General features: G+C 71.5%; 24 protein-coding genes. 9 read left to right on the forward strand and 15 right to left on the reverse strand.

Annotation, left to right across the window (positions count from 1 at the left end):
- Positions 1 to 177 precede the first annotated feature (177 nt).
- Positions 178 to 3,711 (reverse strand): DNA polymerase III subunit alpha, encoded by a 3,534-nt coding sequence (dnaE, locus tag BUE48_RS14340; RefSeq protein WP_012853231.1) that lies wholly within the window; start codon positions 3,709 to 3,711, stop codon positions 178 to 180.
- A gap of 352 nt (positions 3,712 to 4,063) precedes the next feature.
- On the opposite strand from dnaE, the gene BUE48_RS14345 reads away from it, so the two are divergent.
- The 7 genes from BUE48_RS14345 (at position 4,064) to BUE48_RS14375 (ending at position 8,655) form a co-directional block, all read left to right on the forward strand.
- Complete coding sequence (locus BUE48_RS14345; protein WP_012853232.1) at positions 4,064 to 4,306, forward strand: ribbon-helix-helix domain-containing protein; 243 nt, start codon at positions 4,064 to 4,066, stop codon at positions 4,304 to 4,306.
- On the forward strand, positions 4,303 to 4,608 hold the full coding sequence (locus tag BUE48_RS14350) for a hypothetical protein (protein ID WP_012853233.1): 306 nt from the start codon (positions 4,303 to 4,305) through the stop codon (positions 4,606 to 4,608). Before BUE48_RS14345 ends, BUE48_RS14350 begins: the two co-directional genes overlap by 4 nt.
- A 7-nt stretch (positions 4,609 to 4,615) precedes the next feature.
- The gene (locus BUE48_RS14355) at positions 4,616 to 6,040 is read left to right on the forward strand and encodes an NAD(P)/FAD-dependent oxidoreductase (RefSeq protein ID WP_286990114.1); all 1,425 of its coding nucleotides are present in this window, start codon (positions 4,616 to 4,618) and stop codon (positions 6,038 to 6,040) included.
- 234 nt (positions 6,041 to 6,274) lie between these two features.
- Complete coding sequence (locus BUE48_RS14360) at positions 6,275 to 6,613, forward strand: chorismate mutase (protein WP_286990116.1); 339 nt, start codon at positions 6,275 to 6,277, stop codon at positions 6,611 to 6,613.
- A gap of 40 nt (positions 6,614 to 6,653) precedes the next feature.
- On the forward strand, positions 6,654 to 7,382 hold the full coding sequence (locus BUE48_RS14365; RefSeq protein WP_012853236.1) for an AzlC family ABC transporter permease: 729 nt from the start codon (positions 6,654 to 6,656) through the stop codon (positions 7,380 to 7,382).
- Positions 7,379 to 7,690, forward strand: coding sequence for an AzlD domain-containing protein (locus BUE48_RS14370; RefSeq protein ID WP_012853237.1), 312 nt, complete (start codon positions 7,379 to 7,381; stop codon positions 7,688 to 7,690). The genes BUE48_RS14365 and BUE48_RS14370 overlap by 4 nt, the downstream gene beginning before the upstream one ends.
- 101 nt (positions 7,691 to 7,791) lie before the next feature.
- Positions 7,792 to 8,655: a DUF2382 domain-containing protein gene (locus BUE48_RS14375; protein WP_012853238.1), complete on the forward strand. Its 864-nt coding sequence runs from the start codon at positions 7,792 to 7,794 to the stop codon at positions 8,653 to 8,655.
- 84 nt (positions 8,656 to 8,739) lie between these two features.
- Here BUE48_RS14375 and BUE48_RS14380 read toward each other — a convergent pair whose 3' ends face one another.
- From BUE48_RS14380 to BUE48_RS14395, 4 genes are all read right to left on the reverse strand, one after another.
- Entirely contained in the window at positions 8,740 to 9,669 is a 930-nt protein-coding gene (locus BUE48_RS14380; RefSeq protein WP_012853239.1) for an RluA family pseudouridine synthase, read from the reverse strand.
- A gap of 11 nt (positions 9,670 to 9,680) precedes the next feature.
- On the reverse strand, positions 9,681 to 10,262 hold the full coding sequence (lspA, locus tag BUE48_RS14385; RefSeq protein WP_012853240.1) for a signal peptidase II: 582 nt from the start codon (positions 10,260 to 10,262) through the stop codon (positions 9,681 to 9,683).
- A 68-nt stretch (positions 10,263 to 10,330) separates the two neighbouring features.
- Positions 10,331 to 10,711: a TraR/DksA family transcriptional regulator gene (locus tag BUE48_RS14390; protein WP_286990334.1), complete on the reverse strand. Its 381-nt coding sequence runs from the start codon at positions 10,709 to 10,711 to the stop codon at positions 10,331 to 10,333.
- Between the two features lie 256 nt (positions 10,712 to 10,967).
- Entirely contained in the window at positions 10,968 to 11,240 is a 273-nt protein-coding gene (locus BUE48_RS14395; RefSeq protein WP_217265529.1) for a DUF167 domain-containing protein, read from the reverse strand.
- Positions 11,241 to 11,603: 363 nt separating this feature from the next.
- Here BUE48_RS14395 and ileS point away from each other — a divergent pair, with 363 nt between their 5' ends.
- Both ileS and BUE48_RS14405 read left to right on the forward strand, forming a co-directional pair.
- Complete coding sequence (gene ileS, locus BUE48_RS14400; RefSeq protein WP_286990119.1) at positions 11,604 to 14,783, forward strand: isoleucine--tRNA ligase; 3,180 nt, start codon at positions 11,604 to 11,606, stop codon at positions 14,781 to 14,783.
- A 187-nt stretch (positions 14,784 to 14,970) separates the two neighbouring features.
- Positions 14,971 to 15,360, forward strand: a complete 390-nt coding sequence (locus BUE48_RS14405) for a LiaF domain-containing protein (protein WP_286990120.1) — start codon at positions 14,971 to 14,973, stop codon at positions 15,358 to 15,360.
- 58 nt (positions 15,361 to 15,418) lie between these two features.
- On the opposite strand, the gene BUE48_RS14410 is transcribed toward BUE48_RS14405, so the two are convergent.
- From BUE48_RS14410 to ftsW, 10 genes are all read right to left on the reverse strand, one after another.
- On the reverse strand, positions 15,419 to 16,555 hold the full coding sequence (locus BUE48_RS14410) for a hypothetical protein (RefSeq protein WP_286990121.1): 1,137 nt from the start codon (positions 16,553 to 16,555) through the stop codon (positions 15,419 to 15,421).
- A 138-nt stretch (positions 16,556 to 16,693) separates the two neighbouring features.
- On the reverse strand, positions 16,694 to 17,572 hold the full coding sequence (locus BUE48_RS14415) for a DivIVA domain-containing protein (RefSeq protein WP_012853245.1): 879 nt from the start codon (positions 17,570 to 17,572) through the stop codon (positions 16,694 to 16,696).
- 72 nt (positions 17,573 to 17,644) lie between these two features.
- Positions 17,645 to 17,935, reverse strand: coding sequence for a YggT family protein (locus BUE48_RS14420; protein WP_012853246.1), 291 nt, complete (start codon positions 17,933 to 17,935; stop codon positions 17,645 to 17,647).
- A gap of 21 nt (positions 17,936 to 17,956) precedes the next feature.
- The gene (locus BUE48_RS14425) at positions 17,957 to 18,490 is read right to left on the reverse strand and encodes a cell division protein SepF (protein ID WP_012853247.1); all 534 of its coding nucleotides are present in this window, start codon (positions 18,488 to 18,490) and stop codon (positions 17,957 to 17,959) included.
- Between the two features lie 102 nt (positions 18,491 to 18,592).
- Positions 18,593 to 19,327 (reverse strand): YggS family pyridoxal phosphate-dependent enzyme, encoded by a 735-nt coding sequence (locus BUE48_RS14430; RefSeq protein WP_012853248.1) that lies wholly within the window; start codon positions 19,325 to 19,327, stop codon positions 18,593 to 18,595.
- Positions 19,327 to 20,811 (reverse strand): cell division protein FtsZ, encoded by a 1,485-nt coding sequence (ftsZ, locus tag BUE48_RS14435; protein ID WP_286990122.1) that lies wholly within the window; start codon positions 20,809 to 20,811, stop codon positions 19,327 to 19,329. Before ftsZ ends, BUE48_RS14430 begins: the two co-directional genes overlap by 1 nt.
- Positions 20,812 to 21,282: 471 nt before the next feature.
- Entirely contained in the window at positions 21,283 to 22,041 is a 759-nt protein-coding gene (locus BUE48_RS14440) for a cell division protein FtsQ/DivIB (RefSeq protein WP_012853250.1), read from the reverse strand.
- 228 nt (positions 22,042 to 22,269) lie between these two features.
- On the reverse strand, positions 22,270 to 23,685 hold the full coding sequence (gene murC / locus BUE48_RS14445; RefSeq protein WP_286990124.1) for a UDP-N-acetylmuramate--L-alanine ligase: 1,416 nt from the start codon (positions 23,683 to 23,685) through the stop codon (positions 22,270 to 22,272).
- On the reverse strand, positions 23,682 to 24,776 hold the full coding sequence (murG, locus tag BUE48_RS14450) for an undecaprenyldiphospho-muramoylpentapeptide beta-N-acetylglucosaminyltransferase (RefSeq protein ID WP_012853252.1): 1,095 nt from the start codon (positions 24,774 to 24,776) through the stop codon (positions 23,682 to 23,684). The genes murC and murG overlap by 4 nt, the downstream gene beginning before the upstream one ends.
- A 39-nt stretch (positions 24,777 to 24,815) precedes the next feature.
- On the reverse strand, positions 24,816 to 26,069 hold the full coding sequence (gene ftsW, locus BUE48_RS14455) for a putative lipid II flippase FtsW (protein WP_012853253.1): 1,254 nt from the start codon (positions 26,067 to 26,069) through the stop codon (positions 24,816 to 24,818).
- Between the last annotated feature and the right edge of the window lie 2 nt (positions 26,070 to 26,071).

The following is a 26,071-nucleotide window of genomic DNA, read 5'->3' on the forward strand; positions in this document are numbered from 1 at the left end:
CCGCCTCTCCGCCGTTCGTGCACGGTTTCGGTGCGTCCCCGCCGCAGAGAACGGCGGGGCCTCGGGCATGGCCCGGCGTCGCATCCGTCCCGTCTCAGGCGGGGAGCCCGAAGAGCCCTTCCCGCCGGCGATCCCACGGCCGGGTGCGCCACGGCCGCGGGATCGCGGCGCGGGTCCTCACAGCAGGCAGGAAGGCCCCAGCAGCTGCTTCAGGTCGCCCATCAGCGCCGGTGAGGGGTTCACCCGCAGCTTGTCGTCGAGGCGGACGACCGTGGTGCGCGGCCCGTTCTGCAGGTGCAGGTGCACCTCGTTGGGGCCGGGGTGGGTGGTGAGGACCTCCTTGAGCCGTTCCACCACCGGCGGGGTGCAGCGGGACAGCGGCAGCGCGACCTCCAGCGGCGCGCCCGAGTCACCGGTCGTCAGGTCCGGCTGGGTCACCTCCATCGCGACGATCTTGGTGGTGTCCTCGCGCTTGTCCAGCCGGCCCTTGACCACCAAGATGGCGTCCTCGGCCAGCAGGGTGGAGCACAGCTGGTAGGTCGAGGGGAAGCACATCACCTCGATGGAGCCGCCGAGGTCCTCCAGCTGGAACATGGCCCAGGAGTTGCCCTGCTTGGTGACCTTGCGCTGCAGGTTCGACAGCAGCCCGGCCACCGTGACGACCTGGCCGTCGGGCCGGTCGCTCTCGCCGGTCAGCGCGGCGATCGAGGTGTCGGCCTCCTTGGCCAGGATGTGCTCCACGCCCAGCAGCGGGTGGTCGGAGACGTACAGGCCGAGCATCTCCCGCTCGAAGGACAGCTTGGTGGTCTTGTCCCACTCCTCCTCGTCGGGAATGGTCACCGAGAAGGCCGTGGTGTCCTCCCCGCCGTCCAGGGCGCCGAACAGCGAGTCCTGGCCGATGGCCTCCTTGCGCTTGATGTCGATGACGGAGTCGATGGCCTGCTCGTGCACGGTCAGCAGCGCCCGGCGCCGGTGCCCGAGGCTGTCGAAGGCCCCCGCCTTGATCAGCGACTCCACCACCCGCTTGTTGCACACCTGGGAGGGCACCTTGTTGAGGAAGTCGTTGAAGTCGGTGAAGGCGCCCTTTTCGCGGCGGGCGGCGATGATGGCCTCCACCACGTTCTCCCCCACGTTGCGGATGGCCGACAGCCCGAAGCGGACCTCGGCGTCGCCCTTGGGGGTGAAGTCGGCGTCGGACTCGTTGACGTCCGGCGGCAGCACGGTGACGCCCATGCGGCGGCACTCGTTGAGGTACAGGGCGCTTTTGTCCTTGTCGTCCTTGACGGAGGTCAGCAGCGCGGCCATGTACTCGGCCGGGTAGTTGGCCTTCAGGTAGGCCGTCCAGTACGACACCAGCCCATAGCCGGCGGTGTGGGCCTTGTTGAAGGCGTAGTCGGAGAACGGCAGCAGGATGTCCCACAGGGCCTTGATGGCCTCATCGGAGTAGCCGTTCTCCCGCATGCCCTTTTCGAAGAACTCGAACTGCTTGTCCAGTTCGGCCTTCTTCTTCTTGCCCATCGCCCGGCGCAGCAGGTCGGCGCCGCCCAGGGTGTAGCCGGCCACCCGCTGGGCGATGGCCATCACCTGCTCCTGGTAGACGATCAGGCCGTAGGTGGTGTCGAGGATGTCCTTGAGCGGCTCCTCCAGCTCCGGGTGGATCGGGGTGATCTCCTGCTGGCCGTTCTTGCGGAGCGCGTAGTTGGTGTGGGAGTTGGCGCCCATCGGGCCGGGCCTATACAGCGCCAGCACCGCGGAGATGTCCTCGAAGTTGTCCGGCTTCATCAGCCGCAGCAGGGCCCGCATGGGCCCGCCATCGAGTTGGAACACCCCCAGCGTGTCGCCCCGGGCCAGCAGTTCGAAGGTCTTCTTGTCGTCCAGCGGGAGCTTCAGCAGGTCGATCTCGACGCCCTTGTTGGCCTTGATGGCCTTCAGGGCGTCGTCCATGATCGTGAGGTTGCGCAGGCCCAGGAAGTCCATCTTCAGCAGGCCCAGCGTCTCGCAGGTCGGGTAGTCGAACTGCGTGATGATCGCCCCGTCGCTGTCCCGCCGCATGATGGGGATGTGGTCGGTGAGCGGCTCGGACGACATGATCACCCCGGCCGCGTGCACCCCCCACTGGCGGATCAGACCCTCCAGGCCCTGGGCCAGGTCGAGGATCTGCTTGACGTCCGCCTCCTCCTCGTACATCTTGCGCAGCTCGCCGGCCTCCCCGTAGCGGGGGTGGTTCTCATCGAAGATCGCCGACAGCGGGATCTCCTTGCCCATCACCGCGGGCGGGAAGGCCTTGGAGATGCGGTCCCCCATGGCGTAGGGGAAGCCCAGGACGCGGCCGGCGTCCTTGACGGCGGCCTTGGCCTTGATGGTGCCGAAGGTGGCGATCATGGCGACCTTGTCGGCGCCCCACTTCTCGGTGACGTAGCGGATCACATCGCCCCGCCGGCGCTCGTCGAAGTCCACGTCGATGTCGGGCATGGACACGCGCTCGGGGTTGAGGAACCGCTCGAAGATCAGGCCGTGCTGCAGCGGGTCCAGGTCGGTGATGCCCAGGGCGTAGGCGGCCAGCGACCCGGCGGCCGAGCCGCGGCCGGGGCCGACGGCGATGCCGTTGTTCTTGGCCCACATGATGAAGTCGGCCACCACCAGGAAGTAGCCGGGGAACCCCATCTGGGTGATGATGTCGATCTCGTACTCGACCTGGCGGCGGTGCGCTTCGTCATAGCCGTTGGGGAAGCGCCGGTCCATGCCCCGCATGACCTCCTTGCGGAACCAGGAGGCCTCGGTCTCGCCCTCGGGGACGGGGAAGCGGGGCATGAGGTTGCGGTGCTCGAAGAAGCCGGTGGGGTCGACCCGCTCGGCGATCAGCAGGGTGTTGCGGCAGCCCTCGGCCCACACCTCCGAGGAGTCCAGGGAGCGCATCTCCTCGGCGCTTTTGAGGTAGTAGCCGGTGCCGTCGAAGCGGAACCGGTCGGGGTCGGACAGCTGCTTGCCGACCTGCACGCACAGCAGGGCGTCGTGGGCGGCGGCCTCCGACTCGTGGGTGTAGTGGGAGTCGTTGGTCACCACCGGGGGGATGCCGAGCTTCTTGCCGATCTCCAGCAGCCCGTCGCGGACCCGGCGCTCGATCTCCAGGCCGTGGTCCATCAGTTCCAGGAAGTAGTTCTCCTTGCCGAAGATCTCCTGGAAGGTGGCCGCCGCCTTGAGCGCCTCGTCGAACTGCCCCAGCCGCAGCCGGGTCTGGATCTTGCCGGACGGGCAGCCGGTGGTGGCCATCACCCCTTCGGAGTGCTCGGCCAGCAGCTCCTCGTCCATGCGGGCGTACTTGAAGACGAAGCCCTCGGTGTAGGCGCGCGAGGACAGCTTGAACAGGTTGTGCAGCCCGGTCTTGTTGCGCGCCCACAGCGTCATGTGGTTGATCAGGCCGCCGCCGGAGACGTCGTCGCGCTTTTGGGACGGCTCGCCCCACTGGACCTTCTTCTTGTGGAAGCGCGACTCGGGCGCCATGTAGGCCTCGATCCCGATGATCGGGGTCACGCCCGCGTCCTTGGCGTGCTTCCAAAAGTCGTAGGCCCCGTGCATGTTGCCGTGGTCGGTCATCGCGATGGCGGGCATCTTCTGCCGCTCGACCTCGGCGAACAGCTGGTTGAGCCGGGCGGCGCCGTCCAGCATGGAGTACTCGGTGTGCACGTGGAGATGGACGAACGAGTCGGCCATGCCCGCTGCGCCTCCTCAGTGCATGCGACCACGCACGTGCCCGCCGGCACGTGTCGCTGATACGGGATCCGGGGGAAGACCGCCGTCCCGGACTCTTCCCCTCCGGGGCGGCTCGGTGCCTGCGAGCCTAACGCGATCGGCCGGTGGCCGTTGCCCGACACTCCGGATGTCGGCTGCACCCGTTCCGTCCGGCCGCTGACCGTCCTGGATGGACGCCGCCTTTCTCGCCCTCTACCCCAGCTCTGTCACTTTACGCACACAAACAACTACTTTTCGCGCTCTTCATGGGGTGTGGGGACACACCCATACACACGGGTGATACACACGAGTCGTGTGTATTAATGTTGTGGACATGGCGACTGAGCGGATCAACGTGTCATTGCCCTCGGCCCAGCTGCGCATGCTGGATGCGCACGTCAAACGGGTCGGGGTGTCCAGGTCGACGTTCATCGGGGAGTCGGTCCGCAAGGCGCTGCTGGAGGACGCGCTGGTACAGCTGAAGAGCGTCGGCGCGCTCGGTGACGAGGACTGGCTGAACACCATCGAGAGCGACCGCGACCCGGATTTCTGGGGCGCCGCCGTGGGTGCGGCGTGAAGCGCGGTCAGGTGTGGCGACTGCAGACCGTCAACCGCGAGCGGACCGGCATCGTCGTCTTGGACGATGTGTTCATCCCGCACCTGCGCGGCATCCAGGTGGTGCCGATCAAGGACCCGGGAGAGGTCCCCGAGACGGTGCTGAGCGTCCGTGTCGACTCTCCGGTGACGGGCATCGCCGCGGTCTACGACGTGGGGCCCTTCTCCCCCAAGCGCTTCATCGAGCACATCGGCGACGTCGAGCAGTCGGTCCTCGACCACGTGGAGATCGCCTTGCGCCTGTTGTTCGGCATCCGCGATTGACGTCCGTATGAGCGCCCACGCATTCCCCCGCACCCCCGGCTTCACCAACGGCGGGGTGTCCTTTTGGTACCGCCGGGCGGGACTGCCCCGGCCCCGCCCGGCGCTGCCGGGGCCGCGCCAGTACGACGTGTGCATCGTCGGCGGCGGCTACACCGGGCTGTGGACGGCCTACTACCTGAAGAAGGCCCGGCCGGACCTGCGCATCGCCATCCTGGAGCGGGAGTTCGCCGGCTTCGGCGCCTCCGGCCGCAACGGCGGGTGGCTGTCGGCCGAGATCGCCGGCTCCAAACGGCGCTATGCCGCCCGCTCCGGCCGCGAGCCGGTGGTGGCCTTCCAAAAGGCCATGATGGCCGCGGTGGACGAGGTCATCGCCGTGTGCGCCCGGGAGGGCATCGACGCCGACATCGTCAAAGGCGGCGTCCTGTATGCGGCCACCAACCCCGCCCAGCGCCGGCGGCTGCGCGCCGAGGTGGCCGAGGCGCGCCGGTGGGGCTGGGACGAGCAGGACCTGTACCTGCTCGACCGCGACGAGAGCGAAAAGCGGCTGCGCCTGGCGGGCGTGCTGGAGGCCGCCTACAGCCCGCACTGCGCCCGCATCCAGCCCGCCAAGCTGGCGCTCGGGCTGGCGCAGGCGACGGAGCGGCTCGGGGTGGACATCTTCGAGTCCACCACCGTGACCGAGATCCGGCCCCGCCGCGGCGGGCGGCCCGCGGCGGCGGTCACCGAGCACGGCGAGGTCACCGCCGAGTATGTGATCCGCGCCACCGAGGGCTTCACCGCCGGACTGGCCGGGCAGCGCCGCCAGTGGCTGCCGATGAACAGCTCCATGATCGTCACCGAGCCGCTGGATGCGCAGGTGTGGGAGCGCATCGGCTGGGAGGGGCGCGAGGTGCTGGGCGACTCCGCGCACGCCTACATCTACGCCCAGCGCACCGCCGACGACCGGATCGCCATCGGCGGCCGGGGCGTGCCGTACCGGTTCGGCTCCCGCTGGGACGAGCGGGGCGCCACCCACCTGCGGACCGCGGCGGCGCTGCAGCGGATGCTCGCCGGGCTGCTGCCGGCCGCCGCCGACGCCCGCATCGACCACGCCTGGTGCGGGGTGCTGGGCGTGCCGCGCGACTGGTGCTCGGTGGTGGATGTGGACCGCTCCAGCGGGCTGGGCCTGGCCGGCGGCTATGTCGGCAGCGGCGTGACCACCACCAACCTGGCCGGGCGGACCCTGCGCGACCTGGTGCTGGGGGAGTCCACCGAACTGACCCGCCTGCCGTGGGTGGGCCGCCGGGTGCGGCGCTGGGAGCCCGAGCCGCTGCGCTGGCTGGGCGTGCGGCTGATCTACACGCTGTACCGGGCCGCCGATCGCCGGGAGAACGGCGGGCTGCAGACCACCTCCGCCTACGCCAGGCTCGCCGACCTGATCTCCGGGCGCTGACGGCGGCGCACCCCCGGGCGCGGAATTTGGCAGGTGGCGGGCCTTTTCCCTAGGCTGGGGGCGTGGATCGCCGCTATTTCGGGTTTATCCAGCCGGCTCCGGGTGAGCCGGTCGGCGCCCCCTGAGCGACGATCCCCGGAGCCGGCTGAGCAGAGTCCCGCGGGTCTCTGCTCTTTTTCTTTGCGGCCGGTTCCCCACTGCGGGCCACCGGCCGGCGGTGAGGAAGGACACACCATGGACACGGCGGAATCGGTGATCTGCGAGGCGGAGGTGACCTGCGGCCTGCCGACGGCGGCGCAGGTCACGTCGCTGGAGGAGGCCCGGGCGGCCATCGACCGGGTGGACGCCGCGCTGGCGGTGCTGCTGGAGCGGCGGGCCGAGCTGGCCGGGGCGGTGCAGCGGCTCAAGCCGGTGGGCGGTTTCGCCGGACGCGACCGCCGTCGCGAACACCAGATCGTGGAGGCCATGGCGCGGCGGGCGCCCTCGCTGGGCGCCGAGCGGCTGGCCCGGATCATGAACGCGGTGATCGAGGCCGGGCTGGAGGTCGCCGAAGAGAGCCGGGAGGCCCGTTGACGGCCCCGCGAACGCCCCGCCGCGGCCTCAAGGCGGGCCCATGCGCATGACCTCCCCGCCGGGCGCGGTGCGCGCCGCGGTGCGCGACGGATTGGGTGTGGGCGTCTCGGTCGGCATCTCGGGACTGGCGTTCGGCGCCGCCGCGGCCGTGGCGGGCCTGTCGGTGGCGCAGGCGTGCGTGCTCAGCCTGCTGGCCTTCACCGGCGCGTCCCAGTTCGCGCTGGCCGGGGTGGTCGGCGGTGGCGGCAACCTGGCCGCCGGCACGCTGGGCGCGGTGCTGCTGGGGGCCCGCAACGGGCTGTACGGGCTGCGGCTGGCGACGCTGCTGCGGGTGCGGGGCTGGCGCCGGCTGCTGGCCGCCCAGGTGGTGATCGACGAGACCACGGCGGTGGCCACCGCCCAAGGCGACGACCGCGCGGCCCGGGTGGGCTTTTACACCACCGCGGTGAGCCTGTATGCGACCTGGAACCTCAGCACGCTGGCGGGAGCGCTGGGCGCGGCCCGCATCGGGGATCCGGCCACCTTCGGCCTGGACGTGCTGGGTCCGGCGGTCTTCCTGGCACTGCTGTGGCCGCGGCTGACGGCCGGGCGGGCCGAGGCGCGGGTGGCCGCGGCCGCCGCGGTGATCGCGATCGCCGCCACTCCCCTGCTGCCGCCCGGGGTGCCGGTGATGCTGGCCGCCGTGGCGGCGCTGGCCGGGCTGCGGGCGCCGGGCGCGGCCGCGGTGGACGGTGACGACGACGGCGGGCGAAAGGACTCCACCGCATGAGCACCTGGATCGCCGTGCTGGCGACCGCGGCCGGCTGCTATGCCCTCAAGCTGGGCGGGCTGGTCACTCCGCAGCGTTTCCTGGCCGACCCCAGGGTGCGCCGCTTCACCGAACTGGTGCCGGTGGCGCTGCTGACCGCGCTGATCGCCGTGCAGACCTTCGCCGACGGCAGATCCCTGGAACTGGACGCCCCCCGGCTGGCCGGGCTGGGCGCCGCGGTGGCCGCCCTGCTGCTGCGCGCTCCCTTCCTGGTGGTGCTGGCCGTGGCCGCCGCCACCGCCGCCCTGCTGCGGCTGGTGACCGGCTGACGGGACACGCCCCCTCTTCCCTATTTGACCAGGTTTTGCCCACCTCATCGGAGTTGTTCGGATGTGCTGCGGTAGGTCACCGGGAAGGAGGGAGTATCGAGATGATCACAGAACAGCAGATCCCGCAGGTGCTGGACCATGCGGTCTACGACCGGCAGGGCAGCAAGATCGGCGACGTCAAGCACGTCTTCCTCGACGACGCCACCGGCCGCCCGGAATGGCTGTGCGTCAAGACCGGCATGTTCGGCACGAAGGAGGCCTTCGTGCCGACCGGCAGCGCCGAATTCGTCACCGACCACGTGGAGGTCGGCTTCGACAAGGACTTCATCAAGCACGCGCCCCACGTCGACGTCGACGACCGCGGTCACCTGTCGGCCGCCGAGGAGGAGCAGCTGTACCGCTACTACGGCATCGACTGGAGCGGCCAGGCCACGGCGGCCGAGACCACCGGAACCGCCGGGGCGGCGGGCACCGCGGGAGCCATGGGTGCCGCGGGGACCGCTCCCACCGAGGAGTCGCTCCGGCGGCAGCGGCTGCGCGAACGGGAACGAGCCGCCGCCGGATCGGACGACACCGCGATGACCCGCTCGGAGGAGCGGCTGCGGGTCAGCAAGGAGACCCGGGAAAGCGGCCGCGCCCGGCTGCGCAAGTACGTGGTGACCGAGCAGCAGGAGGTCACCGTACCGGTCAGCCACGAAGAGGTGCGGCTGGAACGCGAGCCGATCACCGAGGAGAACCGGGAGGCCGCGATGAGCGGGCCGGAGATCTCCGAGGCCGAGCACGAGGTCATCCTGCACGAGGAACGGCCGGTGGTCTCCAAGGAGACCGTCCCGGTCGAGCGGGTGCGGGCCGCCAAAGAGACGGTCACCGAGGAGGAGACGGTGGGCGGCGAGGTCCGCAGAGAGGAGATCCAGATCGAAGAGGAGGACACCGGACGCTCCGGCCGCAAGCGCCGGGGCCGGTGAGCCCGGCCTCCCTGGGCCGTCCCGGCGGCGCCGCGGCCGGCCCGGGACGGCGGGGACGGGGCCGGCCGGCATGCGGCCCGGAAATCAGGACTCCTGGCGGATCAGCTCCAGGGAGCGGGTCAGATCCTCCGGGTAAGGGCTTTCGAACTCCATCCACTCGCCCGTGGTGGGGTGCTCCAGCCCCAGCCGGATCGCGTGCAGCCACTGCCGCTTGACGCCGAGCCGGGCCGCCAGCGTCGGGTCCGCCCCGTACAGCAGGTCGCCCACGCACGGGTGGCGCACCGCCGACATGTGCACCCGGATCTGGTGGGTGCGCCCGGTCTCCAGGTCGATCTCCAGCAGGCTGGCCGCCCGGAACGCCTCCAGCGTGTCGTAGTGGGTGATCGAGGGCCGCCCTCCGGCGACCACCGCGAAGCGGCCGTCCCCGGAGGGATGCCGGTCGATGGGGGCGTCGATGGTGCCGCGCAGCGGGTCCGGATGCCCCTGGACCAGCGCGTGGTAGCGCTTGTCGACACGGCGTTCCTTGAAGGCCCGCTTCAGCCGGGAGTAGGCGATCTCGCTCTTGGCGACGACCATGGCGCCGGTGGTGTTGGCGTCCAGGCGGTGCACGATGCCCTGCCGCTCGGCCGCGCCGCTGGTGGCCACGGTGTGGCCGGCGCCCAGCAGCCCGCCGAGCACGGTCGGCCCGTTCCAGCCGATGGTGGGGTGCGCGGCCACGCCGACCGGCTTGCTGACCACCACGATGTGCTCGTCTTCGTACAGGATCGTCATGCCCGGCACCGGCTCGGCCACCGGGCGCGGCGGTGCGGGCGGGGGCGGCAGCGTCACCTCCAGCCAGCCGCCGCCGTGCAGCCGGTCGGACTTGACCACCGTCCGGCCGTCCACCAGCACGTCCCCGGCCGCGATGAGCTCGGCGGCGCGGCTGCGCGACAGCCCGAACAACCGGGCCAGCGCCGCGTCCACCCGTTCGCCGTCGAGTCCCTCGGGTACGGGGAGGCTGCGTACGTCCGCCATGGCTCCTTCCGTCACTGCTCGTCGCCGCTTCGCGCCTGCCCTGCGGCGCCGTCGTCCTCGGGGGCGTCCTTGCCGCCGTCTCCATCATCGCGGCCGTCGCGACCGGATGCCTCCGGCCCCTCCCCGGTCTCGCCGGCCCGGGTCCCGTCCAGCTGCAGGCCGCGGGCCGCCAGCACCACCGCCAGGGCGCCGCCGCACACGATCGCCGAGTCGGCCAGGTTGAACACCGGCCAGTACGGCAGCTCGATCCAGTCCACCACGTGCCCCTTCAGGGGGGCGGGGGCACGCAGCAGCCGGTCGGCAAGGTTACCCGTGGCGCCGCCCAGCAGCAGCCCCAGGCTGACCGCCCAGGGCACACTGCGCAGATGGCGGGCGGTGCGCAAGATCGCCACCACCACCCCCAGGGCGATCAGGGTGAACACGATCGTCATCCCGGTGCCGATGGAGAAGGCCGCCCCGCTGTTGCGGGTCACCCGCAGCGTCAGCAGCCCGCCCAGCAGCTCGATCGGCGTGCCGCCCTCCAGGTGCGCCACCACCACGACCTTGGTGATCGCATCCAGCGCCAACGCGGTCAGCGCCACTGAGATCAGCACGCCGATACGGCGCGGCCGAGGGCACCCACCGGTTCCCTCGGCTGCGTTGCGGGGGTCTTGTGCGTCGCTCAGCGACGCTCCTCGCGTGTTTTGCATGGTACGCATAGCGTCGCACGAGGGAAGGCCTGCAGTCGCGCCTTGCCGATCGGCCGGCCGCACGACTCGCACACCCCGTACGTGCCCGCGTCCATCCGGGCGATCGCCCGCTCGTTCTGGATCAGCAGGTCACGGGAGTTGTAGGCGAGCGCCATCTCATGCTCGCGGGCGTAGGCCTTGGCGCCGGAGTCGGCCTGGTCGTCGCCGGCCCCCTCGCTGATGTCCTCCTGGGCGATCTGCGTCTCGGCGGCGGCGATCTCGGCCCGCAGGGCGGTGATCTCGGCCTCCAGGCGGGCGCGCACCTCGGCGAGCTCGGCCTCGCTCCAGCGTTCCTCATCGCCGCGCACCGGCAGCTCGGCGGCCGCGGCGGAGGCCGGCCGGGCGTTCGCCCGGCCGGAGGCGGCGCGGCGCCGCTCGGCGGGTGCGGCGCGTTCGGGGTGCTCACCGGGCGGGGCGGCCTGCCGTCCGGTGCCTTGCGCACCGGCCGTTCCGGCGTCCCTCACGCTGGTCTTCTCGGCGGGCAGTGCTGGCAGCATGGGTCTCCTTACGACGGGGCCGCGGACGAATCGACCTGATGGACAGGCCGCATATGTGCCCGCCCGCCGGTCGTCAGGAACCTCGCAAGGCGTTGATCTTTTCTGTGAGCGCCCGCTCGTCCCCGTCCACCTCGATCAGCTTCTCGCGGCTGGTGGCCCCGCTGATCAGCCGCACGTCCCGGCGCCGCACCCCCAGGGCGTCGGCCACCGCGCGCAGCGCCGCCTCGGTCGCCTTGCCCTCCACCGCCCGCGCCGCCACCTTCACCACCAGCGCCTCGCCGTGCGCGCCGCCGACCTTGGTCCGCGACGCGCCGGGACCCACCCGGATCGCCACCCGAACGGCCATCATCGCCTCCCGATCCCGTCCCGACACCGATATCGGGACGAGTTTGCCCTGCCGGTGCAGTATCGTCGCTTACGGCAGTCTCACAGGCACGGCATTGATGGGGACACCTGCCGCCGTACGCAGCCATGAGCGATCCGGGGACGGTGCGAGCCCGGAGGCGTGCCCGGCGGTCTGATCACCCCGGAGCCGCCGGAAGAACGGACCTTGGCGTCTCAGTAGAACCGGCAGCCGAGACGTAAATGAAGGGGGCCGCGTCCCATGTGCGGGCGCGGTCAAGGGAGGGTGGTACCGCGGGGCCCGCGCAGCGAGCCTCGTCCCTCCGGTCCACATGAGGGTTGTCGTGTCGCACCGGAGGTTCCCGCAGTGAGCCGTCAGTTCAGGTCGCTGCCCGCGCAGGTCGATCTGCCCGCACTGGAGCGGGAGGTACTGCGCCGCTGGCAGGAGCAGAAGGTCTTCCAGCGGTCGCTGGAGCGCACCGCACAGGGCCCGCTCTGGATGTTCTACGAGGGCCCGCCCACCGCCAACGGGATGCCCGGCGTCCACCATGTGGAGGCCCGGGTCTTCAAGGACGTCTTCCCCCGCTTCAAGACCATGAAGGGCTTCCACGTCCCCCGCAAGGCCGGCTGGGACTGTCACGGCCTGCCGGTCGAGGTGGCGGTGGAGAAGGAACTGGGCCTGTCGGGCAAACAGGACATCGAGCGCTACGGCGTCGTGGAGTTCAACGAGCGCTGCCGCGAGTCGGTGCTGCGCCACGTGGACGCCTTCGAGGCGATGACCGAGCGCATGGGCTACTGGGTGGACATGTCCCAGGCCTACCGCACCATGGACGCCGACTACATCGAGTCGGTGTGGTGGTCCCTGAAGGTCATCTTCGACAAGGGGCTGCTGGTGCGCGACCACCGCATCAGCCCCTACTGCCCGCGCTGCGGCACCCCGCTGTCGGACCACGAACTCGGCCAGCCCGGCGGCTATGAGACCGTGGTGGACCCGTCGGTGACCGTCCGCTTCCCGCTCACCTCCGGGCCGCTGGCCGGCCGGGCGTCCCTGCTGGTGTGGACCACCACCCCCTGGACGCTGGTGTCCAACACCGCCGTGGCCGTCCACCCGGAGGTGACGTACCTGGTCGCCACCAACGGCGCCGAGACGGTCGTGGTCGCCGAGCCGCTGTTCGACAAGGTCCTCGGCGAAGGGTGGGAGACGCTGCAGCGGCTGGCCGGCACCGAGCTGGTCGGCTCGACCTACCGCAGGCCCTTTGAACTGGTGGACATCCCCGAAGCGCACCGGGTGATCGCCGCCGACTTCGTCACCACCGAGGACGGCACCGGCATGGTGCACCTGGCCCCGGCCTTCGGCGCCGACGACTTCGCCGCCTGCCGGGCCGAAGGGCTGCCGGTGGTCAACCCGATCCGGCCCGACGGCCGGTTCTCCGCCGAGGTGCCGCAGGTCGGCGGGGTGTTCTTCAAGGACGCCGACGAGGTGCTCACCAAGGACCTGCGGGAGCGGGGCCTGCTGTTCCGCGCTGAGAAGTACGAGCACAGCTACCCGCACTGCTGGCGCTGCCACACCCCGCTGCTGTACTACGCGCTGCCGGCCTGGTACATCAAGACCACCCAGATCAAGGACCGGCTGCTGGAGGAGAACGCCGCCACCAACTGGTTCCCCGAGACGGTCAAGGAGGGCCGCTACGGGGAGTGGCTGCGCAACAACGTCGACTGGGCGCTGTCGCGCAACCGCTACTGGGGAACCCCGCTGCCGCTGTGGCTGTGCGAGGACGAGCACGTCACCGCCATCGGCTCGCTGAAGGAGCTGGGCGAGCTGGCCGGGCGCGACCTGTCGGGGCTGGACCCGCACCGCCCGTTCGTCGACGAGGTGACCTTCCCCTGCCCGCAGTGCGGCAAGGAGGCCCGGCGGGTGCCCGACGTCATCGACGCCTGGTACGACTCGGGCGCGATGCCGTTCGCCCAGTGGGGCGCCCCCTACAAGAACAAGGAGATCTTCGAGCGGACCTACCCGGCGCAGTACATCTGCGAGGCCCAGGACCAGACCCGCGGCTGGTTCTACTCGCTCATGGCGGTCGGCACGCTGGTGTTCGACAAGTCCTCCTACGAGAACGTGCTGTGCGTGGGCCTGATCCTGGCCGAGGACGGCCGCAAGATGAGCAAGCACCTGGGCAACGTGCTGGAGCCGATCCCGCTGATGGACCGGCACGGCGCCGACGCCCTGCGCTGGTTCATGGCCTGCAACGGCCTGCCGTGGACCGCCCGGCGGGTGGGGCACGCGGCGCTGGAGGAGATCGTCCGCAAGGTCCTGCTGACCTACTGGAACACCGCCTCCTTCCTGGTGCTGTACTCCAACGCCGCGGCGGCCTCCGGCGGGCGGCCCTGGACGCCGGACCGGATGAGCGAGGCCCCCGCCCCCGCCGACCGGCCGCTGCTGGACCGCTGGGCGCTGTCGGAGCTGCACCGCACCGTCGCCGAGGTGGACGCGGCGCTGGAGAACTTCGACACCACCCGCGCCGGACGCCGCCTGGCGGAGTTCATCGACGACCTGTCCAACTGGTATGTGCGGCGGTCGCGGCGGCGGTTCTGGGAGGGCCCCGACACCCCCGAGGGGGCGGCGGCGTTCGCCACGCTGTATGAGTGCCTGGAGACGCTGACCCGGCTGCTGGCGCCGCTGGTGCCGTTCATCACCGACTACATCTGGGACGTCATCCGCCCTGAGGGCGCGCCGTCCTCGGTGCACCTGGCCGACTGGCCGACCGCCCGGCCGGAGCTGGTGGACGAGGAGCTGAGCGCCCAGATGGCCCTGGTGCGGCGGCTGGTGGAGCTGGGCCGGGCCGCCCGCGCCTCCAGCGGGGTGCGCACCCGCCAGCCGCTGGGCCGCGCCCTGGTCGGCGCCCCCGGCTGGGCGGAGCTGCCGGCCGAGCTGCGCGCCCAGCTGGCCGAGGAGCTCAACGTCGAGCACTTCGAGGACCTGTCGGCGATCGGCGGAGACCTGGTCGAATACCAGGTCAAGCCCAACTTCCGAGCGCTGGGCGGACGCTACAAGAAGAACGCCCCCAAGGTCGCGGGGGCGGTGACCGCCGCCGACCCGGCCGCCCTGGTGAGCGCGCTGCGGGCCGACGGGTCGGTGACCCTGCAGGTGCCCGAGGTGGGCGAGGTGACGCTGGGCCCCGACGATGTGATCGTCACCGAGCGTCCGCGCAGCGGCTGGGCGGTGGAGAGCGCCGCCGGCGAGACCGTCGCCCTGGACCTGACCATCACCCCCGAGCTGCGCCGCGCCGGGCTGGTGCGGGAGGTGATCCGGCTGGTGCAGGAGGCCCGCAAGTCCAGCGGCCTGGAGGTCACCGACCGGATCGAGCTGTGGTGGCGGGCCGAGGGCGCCACCGCCGCCGACCTGGCCGAGGCGCTGCGTGCGCACGATGCGCAGATCGCCGCGGAGGTGCTGGCCGTCGCGATGCGCGAAGGCGAGCCCGACGAGGAGCTGCCCGTCCACCGGGACGAGGAGCTGGGGCTGGTGTTCTGCCTGCGCAAGAAGAGCTGAGCCGGGAAACGGACGACGCCGCAGGCCGGTGCGCCCCGTTCTCTTCGTGCGAAGGGAACGGGGCGCACCGCTTGTGCACGTTTTGAGCCGCCGTGCTCGGTGACGGGGGAACTCGGTGACGGGGAAAGAGGACGATGCGAGCCTTCGGTTTTTGTCCCGGCGCATCGTGCTTGGAATGATGAGGGGCGTGAATTCCCCTGAGACCTCCCCCCGGCCACGCCGCGAGTCGGCGAACATTTCAGCGGTCTTCACCAAGGTCGAGCGCAGCGGTCGCTGGCTGGTGGAACCGGACACCGCCGTGCGGGTCGTCTTCGGCAGAGCCGAGCTGGACTTTCGTCAGGCGGTGCTGAGCAGCCAGGAGGTGACCGTCGCCATCCGCTGTCTGTTCGGTGGGGTCACGGTCAAGATTCCGCCGGGGGTCAAGCTGGACATCGCGTCGCTGACGCCCCCGCTCGGCGGGTTCGCCTTCAGCCAGGATCAGAACTACGGGCAGCCCGGCGACGACGCCCCCACGATCCGGCTGAGCGGGTCGCTGCTCTTGGGCAAGCTGGACATCAGGCGCGACCAAGCCGTCTAGGCCTCACCCCGGCCCCGGCAGGGTCCCTGGCCGGCGGGCCGGTGAAGAGGGGACGTCCTCAGCCGAGGGACGTCTTGTCGGGTTGACACACCAGGCAGGGGGTGCAGCCGCGCTCCTGCGCCTGCGACAGCGGCAGTGTCTCCAGGTCCTCGGTCTCCCCGATGTCCTCAATCAGCGCGCAGTCCACCCGGTGGAAGCGCTTGGTGCCGCTGAGAATGCAGACCTTCGGGTCGGACTCGGCGGCCTCCCCGTCGTCGGTGACGGTGGCCGATCGTGGCCGCGACCGCCCGGCCGTACCGGAGGGCCGGGAGACGCTCTCAGCGCGTCCCTCCGGGGAGGACTTGGGAGGAGACCAGGCGGACGGCACCGCCCTCGGCGACGCGGGCGCGGGAGCGGCCGGTGCGGAAGGCGCGCCGGACGCGGCCGGCGCGACCGGTGCGGGAGCCGGTGCCGCGGCCGCGGCGGGCTCATCCGGCAGGGGCCGCGTGGAGGCGCCGGGTTTGCTCGGCACCGCGGTGCCGCCGTCGGCGGTGTCCGCACCGCTCGGGCGGTCTCCCCGGCCGGCGGCCTTGTCACGCCCGGGCTCGGCCGCATCGGTCTTCTTGGCCGCCTTGGCCCTGCCTGCGGCCCGGTCCTGCCGCTTGCCCCTGCCCTTGGCCGGTCCGCCCGCTTCGGCGGATTCCGGTGCCGACGCCGCGGCGCGCGCCGCCAAAGCGGTGTCGGGCATGCAGGCGGTGCAGGGGCTGAAGCCTTCCTCCCTGGCCTCGATGTAGGTGAGTTCCTCGGTGTCGCGCCCGGCCAGCTGACGGCAGGTGGCCAGGTGGTAACGCTTGCGGCCGGGGACGACGTGCACCAGCGCCTCATCGGGCACCTTCCCGGCGGAATCGGCGACGGCGGTGGCCGTCGCGGTGCCGGAGCCCGATGCCGCGGCCTTGCGCGCAGGCTGCTTGGAGCGGCGGCTCTTGGCCGGTTTGGGACGGGCCGGAGCGGCCCCGACGCCGAACAGCTCGTTGCGCCGCAGGAAGACCCCGATGATCAAGAACACGGCGGAGGCGATGCTGACCCCGATCGAGGCGTAGATCACCATCCGCGCGTCGATGCCGAGCACCTGCGCGTCCGCACCGTTGCCGGCCACGATGCCCACGATCAGCAGGGCGAAGGCCACCACGACGAGAACGCCGCTCAGGATGATCACTGGGTCCTTCTCTCCAAGGCTTTCCGCAGGCCGTCCGAAGGGCCGGCGCCACCACCGTTCTCGCTGCGTCGGGCGAATGGCCGCGCTGCCATCCGCGACGCGGCGATCACGAAGACACTACCGTCTGCTCAGCGGGCGTCAACGCCTGTCGTGCGGCGGGTTGTCAGCCGTGTGGAAGGCTCCTGTCGCAGAGTGCTGAGCGTGCGGGACGGGCTCGGCCGGTGGCGGGAACGGAGTGGGGCCGGTCGTGGCGGGCGCGGGCTGCGGCGGCTGGCCGTTGCGGTTCTCCGGATGCGTCACGGTGGGTTGCGGCCCTGTCTGTGCGCCGCCGGCACCGAAGGGTCCTGTCTCGACGGCGCCGACCTCCAGTTCCCGCAGCTGCCCCTCCAGATAGACCTTCAGGCGGCTGCGGTACTCGCGCTCGAAGGCGCGCAGGTTGTCCACCTCGCGCTCGAGCTCCTCGCGCTGCTGCACCAGGGAGCCCATCACCTGGCGGTGGCGCTCCTGGGCGTCGCGGTCGAGGGCCTCGGCGCGCGAGCGGGCCTCGCTGATGATCTGGTCGGCCTGCCGGCGGGCCTTGCCGACGATCTCCTCGGCCTCGCGGCGGGCGCGGCCCAGCGTCTCGTCGGCCTCCCGGCGGGCGTCGGCGATCGCCTGGTCGGCGGTCTGCTGCGCCAGCGCCAGCACCCGGGCGGCGGTGTCCATGTTGTCCTCGCCGCTGGGCGCGGACATGCCCAAGGGCGCGGGCTCGGGCTCGGGCTTGGGCTCCGGCCGTGGGGGCTCGGGCATCGGAGGCAGGTCGGGCTTGGGCTCGACGATCGGGGCCGCCATCGCCGGCACCTTGCCGCGCAGGCACTCGGCCAGCTTGGCGCGCAGCTCCTCGTTCTCCTGGATGAGGCGGTCGAGCTCGGCCTCGACCTCGTCGAGGAAGGCGTCCACTTCCTCCTCGTCGTAGCCGGGCCTCAGCCTGGTGGTGCTGAACTGCTTATTCCGCACATCGGCGGGTGTGAGCGGCATGTCGTCTCCTTGGCGCGCTTGGAGTCCTGTCCCAAAGGACGGTATCTGATCAGAGCTCCGTGGCGAAGGTGATCATTGCGACCAGCTCCCGATGAGGATGATCAAGATGTAGACCACAAGGAACAGCACCGTGAAGCTGAGGTCTAGAGCCACATTACCCAGCCGTACCGGCGGGATGAACCGTCTGAGCAACTTCAGCGGCGGATCGGTGACGGTGTAGGTGACCTCCGCCACCACCAAGACCGCTCCCCTGGGCCGCCATGACCGGGCGAATGACTGCAGCACCTCCAGGACCAGCCTCCCGATCAGGAACAGGAGGAAGATCCACAGCACCGTGGTCAGTACGGACGCGACGATGTTCACGGACGCTCTCTCATGTGGCTGTCAACTTTGGTTGAAGAATCCTCGTTCTGCCATCCGGGCCTTGTCCTCGGCCGTCACCTCAACGTTGGCGGGAGTCAACAGGAACACCTTGTTGGTAACACGATCGATGCTGCCGTGCAGGCCGAATATCAGGCCCGCGGCGAAATCGACCAGCCGTTTGGCGTCGCTGTCGTTCATCTCGGTCAGATTCATGATCACCGGAGTGCCCTCCCGGAAGTGCTCCCCGATGATCCTCGCCTCGTTGTAGGTCCTGGGATGCAGGGTAGTGATGCGCGCGAGGTCTGACGAACCCGACTCATGAGAAGGTGCGGAACGTCGATCAGACGTTGACGGAGCGTGGTGATCGCGATCGCGGTCCGGGCCGCCCTCGCCTCGGGTAAGCTGGCCGCCGGGCTCATCGGAACGGCGTCGGCCCTGCTCGACCGCGTCGTCGTCGTAGACGTCGTACTCGTCGTAATCGTCGTACTTATCGTCGTAGCGGTCGTCCTCAACCAGGCCGAGGTAGACCGCCATCTTGCGCATCGCGCTGGCCATACGCCCCTCCGTCGTCCTGTTGGTGCCGCACCTGGCGGACGCCGCCGCTGTGGCAGTAGCTCGGATGTGCTCCCGGCCCCGGCAGGGGCCGCTGTGGGGACATTACCTGACGATTGCGTTCCTGCCGCCGAGCAACGCCGTACCGATCCGCAGGTGTGTCGCTCCGCACGCGATCGCCTGTTCCAGATCCCCGCTCATCCCGGCGGAGATGATCGTGGCGGCGGGATGCTCGGCGCGCAGCTCGGCGGCGACCTGTGCCAGGCGTTCGAAGGCCGGGGCGGGGTCGGCGCCGAGCGGCGCCACGGCCATCACCCCGCCCAGTTCCAGCCCTTCGGCCGAGGCGATCTGCGCGGCCAGTTCCGGCACCCGCTCAGGAGCGGCGCCGCCCCGGCCCTCGGCGTGTTCTTCCAGCGACACCTGCACCAGGCAGCGCAGCGTCCGGCCGGCCCGCAGCGCGCCGGCCGACAGCGCCGACACCAGCCGGGAACGGTCCACGGAGTGGACCACATCGGCGTAACGGGCCACCGAACGCGCTTTGTTGGTCTGCAGCTGACCCACGAAATGCCAGGTCAACGGAAGGTCTGCGCATTGGGCGGCCTTGGGCGCGGCCTCCTGGTCGCGGTTCTCCCCCACGTGGGCGACCCCGAGCCCGGCCAGCAGGCGCACGTCGGAGGCCGGGAAGGTCTTGGTGACCGCGATCAAAGTGATCTGCTCGGGGTCCCGCCCCGCCGCGGCGCAGGCCGCGGCGATGCGCCGGCGAACCTTGTCGAGATTGGCCGCCAGTTCCCGGCGGCGGGCCTCGATCCCCGCCGCGGCGGCCGAGGATGCGTGGTCCACTACTTCAGGAACTCGGGGATGTCGAGATCGTCGTCCTCATCGAAGACGACCGGCCGGCGCCGCGGGACGGCGGGACCGGACGGGCCGCCTTCACTCTCGGCCTGCGGCCGGGGAGCGGGTTGCTCCGGCTGGGGCCGAGGGCGTGAGGATGCGTCGGCCTGCTCCCGCTCGGCCTTGGCCGCGGAGGAGGACTCGCCGGAGGCGGCGGATCCGCCGGAGGGTGCGGACGGCCGGGAGGACTCCTCCTTGCCCGAGGCCGACCCGGAGGCGCCGGCGGTCCCCTCGCCCTCCTGCTTGGCGGAGCCGCTCTCCTGGCGGGGCGGCACCGGCTTGGGCGGCGCGGCCGGCGGGGTCGCGGCGGACGGGGACGCCGGCGGGCGGGGCGGCCGCACGGAGATGCTCTCGGAGCGGCCGATCTTGGTCGGGATGGGGTTGCTCTGCGGGGCGGCCGCTCCCGGCGCGGCGGGAGCGGAGGCGGGACGGTTCGCCGACGTCGGAAGCTTGCGGGTGTCCACCTCCGGCGCCGGCTTAGTAGGGCGGCCCTCGTCGAACCCCGCGGCGATCACCGTGACGCGCACCTCGTCGCCGAGCGCGTCGTCGATGACCGCGCCGAAGATGATGTTGGCGTCGGGGGCGGCGGCGTTGGACACCAGCTGGGCCGCCTCGTTGATCTCGAACAGGCCCAGGTCCGAGCCGCCGGAGATGGACAGCAGCACCCCGTGGGCGCCGTCGATGCTGGCCTCCAGCAGCGGGCTGGAGATGGCCATCTCCGCGGCGGCCACGCTGCGGTCGTCACCGCGGGCCGAGCCGATGCCCATCAGCGCCGAGCCGGCCCCGCTCATCACCGACTTCACGTCGGCGAAGTCCAGGTTGATCAGCCCCGGGGTGGTGATCAGGTCGGTGATGCCCTGCACACCCGACAGCAGCACCTGGTCGGCGGCCTTGAAGGCGTCCAGCACGCTGACCTGGCGGTCGGAGATCGACAGCAGCCGGTCGTTGGGGATGACGATGAGGGTGTCGACCTCATCGCGCAGCGTCTCGATGCCCGCCTCGGCCTGCATCGCCCGGCGGCGGCCCTCGAAGCTGAAGGGCCGGGTGACCACGCCGATGGTCAGCGCGCCCAGCGACCGGGCGATGTTGGCCACCACCGGCGCCCCGCCGGTGCCGGTGCCGCCGCCCTCGCCGGCGGTCACGAAGACCATGTCGGCGCCCTTGAGGACCTCCTCGATCTCCTCGCGGTGGTCCTCGGCGGCCTTGCGGCCCACGTCCGGGTTGGCCCCGGCGCCGAGCCCGCGGGTGAGCTCACGGCCGACGTCCAGCTTGACGTCGGCATCGCTCATCAGCAGCGCCTGGGCGTCGGTGTTGATCGCGATGAACTCAACGCCCTTGAGGCCCTCTTCGATCATCCGGTTGACGGCGTTGACGCCGCCGCCGCCGATACCGACGACCTTGATGACCGCGAGGTAGTTCTGCGGTGCTGCCACGACGAGGGGCCTTTCCGCTCGCTTGTGTCCGGCGGACCGGGGAGCTTCACCATGAAGCATCACGCCGACCCGCGCAATGTTACTGACCTGGTCTTTGCTGTGTGATCGGATACCCGGGGCCGCCCGTCAACCCTCACCCTCAAGTTGAGGGTTAGAGTTATGTCAACCTGCGGGCTGATACGGACAGTAGGGGCGGGTCACCGGCAGGGTCAACTAACCGCCTGAAAAGTGGCCCGGCGTGTCGCGCTGGGAGAGGGTTGCCCCGGTCCGGGCACCTCGTCCGGTTGCCCGGATGAGCCGTCGGCCGGACGTGCATTCCGATCCCTCCCCTCTCTGTCGCATCGGCGCACCGGGGCGGCGCACCCGAGGTGTTCCAAGACTGCCCCATGAAAGGGCAGTCATACCCGCCGACACACACGATGCAGCCCGATCGTCTTCGTGATGTTCGCCCGGGCGGCGCCGCAAGCGGCCTTACCGGGCGGTAACCACTTCGGGTGAGCTGACGTCGATGGTGTGCGCCGAGCGTCCGGCCGACGTCCGGCGCAACGCCTCCACCAGCCGGAGCTTTTCGGCGGCACGGCCGGGCGCCCCCCACACCACCGTCAGCGGGCCGGCGTCGTCCTCGCCGAGCCCGCCGCCGCCCAGCCGCAGGGTGACCGCCTGCGGACTGGGCGCCTCCAGGGAGACCAGCCGCCGCACCATCGACTCCGGCAGCTCCTGCAGGACCTGCAGCGCGGCCAGGGTGGCCGGGTCCTCCGGGCCGGGCGAGGCCGCCGTCAGCAGCGGCAGCGCCGGCCGCTGCGCGGAGTCGACCACGACCATCGCGAACCGGTCGAGCTGGTAGTAGCGGCCCGCGCGCTCCACGGCCACCAGCGGCACCCGCTCGCGCACCTCGATCCGCACCGTGCCCGGCCAGACCCGCTTGACCCGCACCGACTCCACCTCGCGCAGCCGCCGCACCCGTCCGGCGACGGCGCCGGTGTCCAGCCTGACCATCGGCAGGCCCAGCCGGATGCGGGCGACGTGCACCAGCCGGTCGCGGGGCACCAGATGGGTGCCGGAGACCTCCACGTGCCGCACCACCAGCAGCCGGGAGCCGAGCAGCACCCAGGCGGCGGCCGCCAGCACGGCCGCCACCAGCAGCACCGCGCAGACCAGCCGCCAGCGCCGCCGATCGCGCCCGGCCGGGACGCCCCGCCCGGCCTGCTCTTTCCCCCTGGGCTGTGTCATGGCCCCGATGTCGGTCTCCTCCCCACGGCCGAGGCCGGGAGATTCATCCTCTGAGTCCGGACCCTGCCTGCCGCACCGGCGGCTCCGGGATTCTCGCCGAGGGCCTGCGGCCGCTCCCCCGGTCGCCGGCCCGCCGCTCATGTGGTGGATCCGGCCTGGTCACCGCCGGACCGCGCAACGCTAACACACCCTCGCCCGCCGCCGTGCGGCGTTCGCCGCCGGCCGTCCTCAGGCCAGCCGCTCCAAGATCAACGGACCCAGCGCGGTCACGTCGCCGGCGCCGAGCGTGAGCACCAGGTCACCGGGACGGGCCAGCTCCGCCACCACCTGCGGCACCTGCTCGCGCACCGGGACGTACTCCACGCGGGTGCCCTCCGGCACGGCGTCGGCGATGAGCCGGCCGCTCACCCCCGGCTCGGGGTCCTCGCGGGCGCCGTAGACGTCCAGCACCACCGCCACGTCGGCCAGTCCCAGAGCCCGGCCGAACTCGGTGGCGAAAAAGCGGGTGCGGCTGTAGAGGTGCGGCTGGAAGACCGCCACGATCCGGCCGGTGCGCCCCTCGGCGGCCAGCTGGTCCAGGTACTCGCGGGTGGCCTGCAGGTCGGCGGTCAGCTCGGTGGGGTGGTGGGCGTAGCTGTCGAACACCTGCACCCCGCCGGCCTCGCCCTTGCGCTCCAGCCGGCGCATCGACCCGGTGAAGGACGCCAGCCCGTCCCGGATGGTGGCGAAATCGCAGCCCAGCAGGCGCGCCACGGCCAACGCCGCGGTGGCGTTGTGGGCGTAGTGCCGTCCGGGCACCTCCAGCGTCAGCTCCCCCAGCCCTTCGATCGCAAAGCGCGAGCCCAGGCCGCGCGGGGTGAAGCCGGTCAGGCGCAGGTCGGCGCCGGCGGACTCGCCGTAGGTGACCACCGTCAGGCCGCGCTCGCGGGCGGCGCCGGCCAGCTCGCCGGCGACCGGGTCGTCGGCCGAGGCCACCAGCGCGCCGCCGGGCTCGATCCGCTCGATGAACCGCGCGAAGTTCTCCTTGACCTTCTCGAAGGCGCCGTAGTTGTCCAGATGGTCGGCCTCGACGTTGGTCACCACCGCGATGTGCGGGCTGTAGCGCAGGAACGAGCCGTCGCTTTCGTCGGCCTCGGCCACGAAGACGTCGCCGGTGCCGTCGTCGGCGCCCAGGCCGGTGGTGACCAGCTGCCCGCCGATGCAGTAGGCGGGGTCGAGACCGGCGTGCTGCAGCACCACGGTCAGCATCGAGGTGGTGGTGGTCTTGCCGTGGGTGCCGGCGACCGCGACCGCCCGGCGCCCGGCCATCAGCGCCGCCAGCGCCTCGGAGCGGTGCAGCACCCGCAGCCCGCGCTCACGCGCCGCCCGAAGCTCGGGGTTGCTCTCCCGGATGGCGGTGGAGACCACCACGGTGTCGGCGTCCCCCAGGTGCTCGGCGGAGTGGCCGACGAAGACCTCGGCGCCGAGTTCGGCCAGTTGCGCCAGTATCGGGGAGTCCTTGGCGTCGCTGCCGGAGACGGTGATGCCGCGCCGCAGCATGATCCGGGCGATCCCCGACATGCCCGCTCCGCCGATGGCGATGAAGTGCGCGTGCCTGATGGTCGCGCCGTCGATCGCCGCGCCCGGCCCGGCGGCCTGCGTCATCGCGCCTGCGCTCCCTGGACGACCTCGCGGACCAGCCGGGCCAGCGCCACGTCGGCGTCCCGGCGGCCCATCGCCGCGGCCGCCTCCGACATCTGGGCGACCCGGGCGGGATCGGCCAGCACCGGCAGCAGGTTGGCGGTGATCCACTCCGGGCTCAGCTCGGCGTCCTCCACCAGGATCCCGCCGCCGGCCTTGACGATCGGCTCGGCGTTCAGGCGCTGCTCGCCGTTGCCGTGCGGCAGCGGCACATACACCGCCGGCAGTCCCACCGCGGTCAGCTCCGCGCAGGTCATCGCGCCGGCGCGGCACAGCGCCATGTCGGCGGCGGCATAGGCCAGGTCCATCCGGTCGCAGTAGGGCAGCGTCACGTACTGGGGGCTGCCCTTGGGGCCGGGCTCGGGCTCCTCGGTGTTCTTGGGGCCCACGATGTGCAGCACCTGGATGCCCGCCTCCCGGAACGCCGGGGCGCAGGCGACCGCGGCCCGGTTCAGCGAGCGGGCGCCCTGGGAACCGCCGAAGATCAGCAGCGTGGGCAGGTCCGGCAGCAGCCCGAAGTAGGAGCGGGCCTTGTCGCCGCTGGCCAGCCGGTCCAAGGTGGCGATGTCGCGGCGCAGCGGGATCCCGATGAACTTGGCGTTCGGCAGCGGCGTGTCGGGGTGGGAGACGATCACGTGCTCGGTGAAGCGGGCGCCCAGCTTGTTGGCCAGGCCGGGCCGCGGGTTGGCCTCGTGCACGATGATCGGGATGCGGCGCTTGCGGGCGGCCAGATAGCCGGGGGTGGCCACGTAGCCGCCGAAGCCGACCAGCACGTCGGCCTGCACCCGGTCCAGCACGGCGGCGGCGGCGTTGATGGCCCCGCGCAGCCGTCCGGGCACGGTCAGCAGCCGGGGGGTCAGGGTACGCGGCAGCGGCACCGGGGGGATCAGCTCGAGCTCATAGCCGCGCTGCGGGACCAAGCGGGTCTCCAGTCCCCGCTCGGTGCCCAGACAGGTGATCCCGACACTCGGATCCTCCCGACGCAGCGCGTCGGCGAGGGCGAGGGCGGGCTCGATGTGTCCAGCGGTCCCGCCGCCGGCCAGGACAACCCTCATGCTCGAGTACGCCTCCTTGACGTCATGGTGTACCGCACTTCATCGCCGTGCCAGACCCAGCCAGCTTAGGGCTCTGCGGGCGGGTCCGGGACCCCGCGCGGCCAGCGCCTGCCGTGCCCCCGGCTCGCGTTGCGCGAACGCCAGCAGCATGCCCAGCGCGGCCAGGGTCGGAATCATCGCCGAACCGCCGTAGGAGACCAGCGGCAGCGGGATGCCCGTGATGGGCAGCACGCCGATCACGCCTCCGATGTTGACGATCGCCTGGACCGACAGCCACCCGGTGACGGCGGCGGCGGCCAGCCGCATGAACGGATCCCTGACCCTGCGGGCGATCCGCAGCCCGGCATAGGCCAGCAGCCCGAAAAGCCCCAACACGACGAGAGTACCGACCAGACCGAGCTGTTCTCCGATGATCGCGAAGATGAAGTCGTTCTCGGCGCGCGGCAAAAAGCCCCACTGCGCCCGGCCCTCCCCCAGCCCGGTGCCGAACCAGCCCCCGGAGGCGACCGCCAGCAGCCCCTGGTTGCCCTGGTAGCGGATGCCCAGCGGGTCGCCGGAGGAGTCCAGAAAGCCCACCAGGCGCTGCATACGGTACGGCTCCACCACGATCAGGATCGCCACCAGCAGCCCGATCAGCCCGGCCATGCCGACGAACAGCCGGACCGGGGCGCCCACCACCCACAGCAGCGTCAGGAAGATCGTCAGCAGCACCACCGTGGTGCCCAGGTCGCTGCCCAGCATCACCAGCATCACCACCACCCCGGCGCCGGGCAGCAGCGGGATCAGCAGCGCCCGCCAGTCGGTGAGCTGGCCGAGCCGCTCGCGGCGGGCCATCAGGTCGGCGCCCCACAGCACCAGGCCCAGCTTGGCCGGCTCCGACGGCTGGACCTGGAACGGTCCGACGTCGATCCAGCGGGTGGCGCCCCAGGCGCTGACGCCCAGCCCGGGGATGAGCACGATCACCAGCCCGATGACCGACAGCAGCAGCAGCGGGTAGGCCAGCGCCCGGAAGGTGCGCGGCGGCAGCTTGGACGCCAGCCACATGACCGGCAGCCCGATCCCGATCCAGGCGGCCTGCTTTTGCAGCAGCGTGAACGCCGAGCCGGTCCGCTCCAGCTGGTCGACGTTGGAGGAGGCCAGCACCATGGTCAGCCCGAGCGCCAGCAGCAGCATCGAGCAGCCCAGCACCAGGTAGTAGGAGGTCAGCGGGCGGTCCAGCAGCCCGATCACGGCCACCAGCCGGCCGCGCGCCCCCACCCGGCCCGGGCCGCTTTCGGCAGGCAGCGGGGTCATCG

This window comes from Thermomonospora sp. CIF 1 (genome assembly GCF_001896795.1).
In the GTDB taxonomy this organism is placed as follows: domain Bacteria; phylum Actinomycetota; class Actinomycetes; order Streptosporangiales; family Streptosporangiaceae; genus Thermomonospora; species Thermomonospora curvata.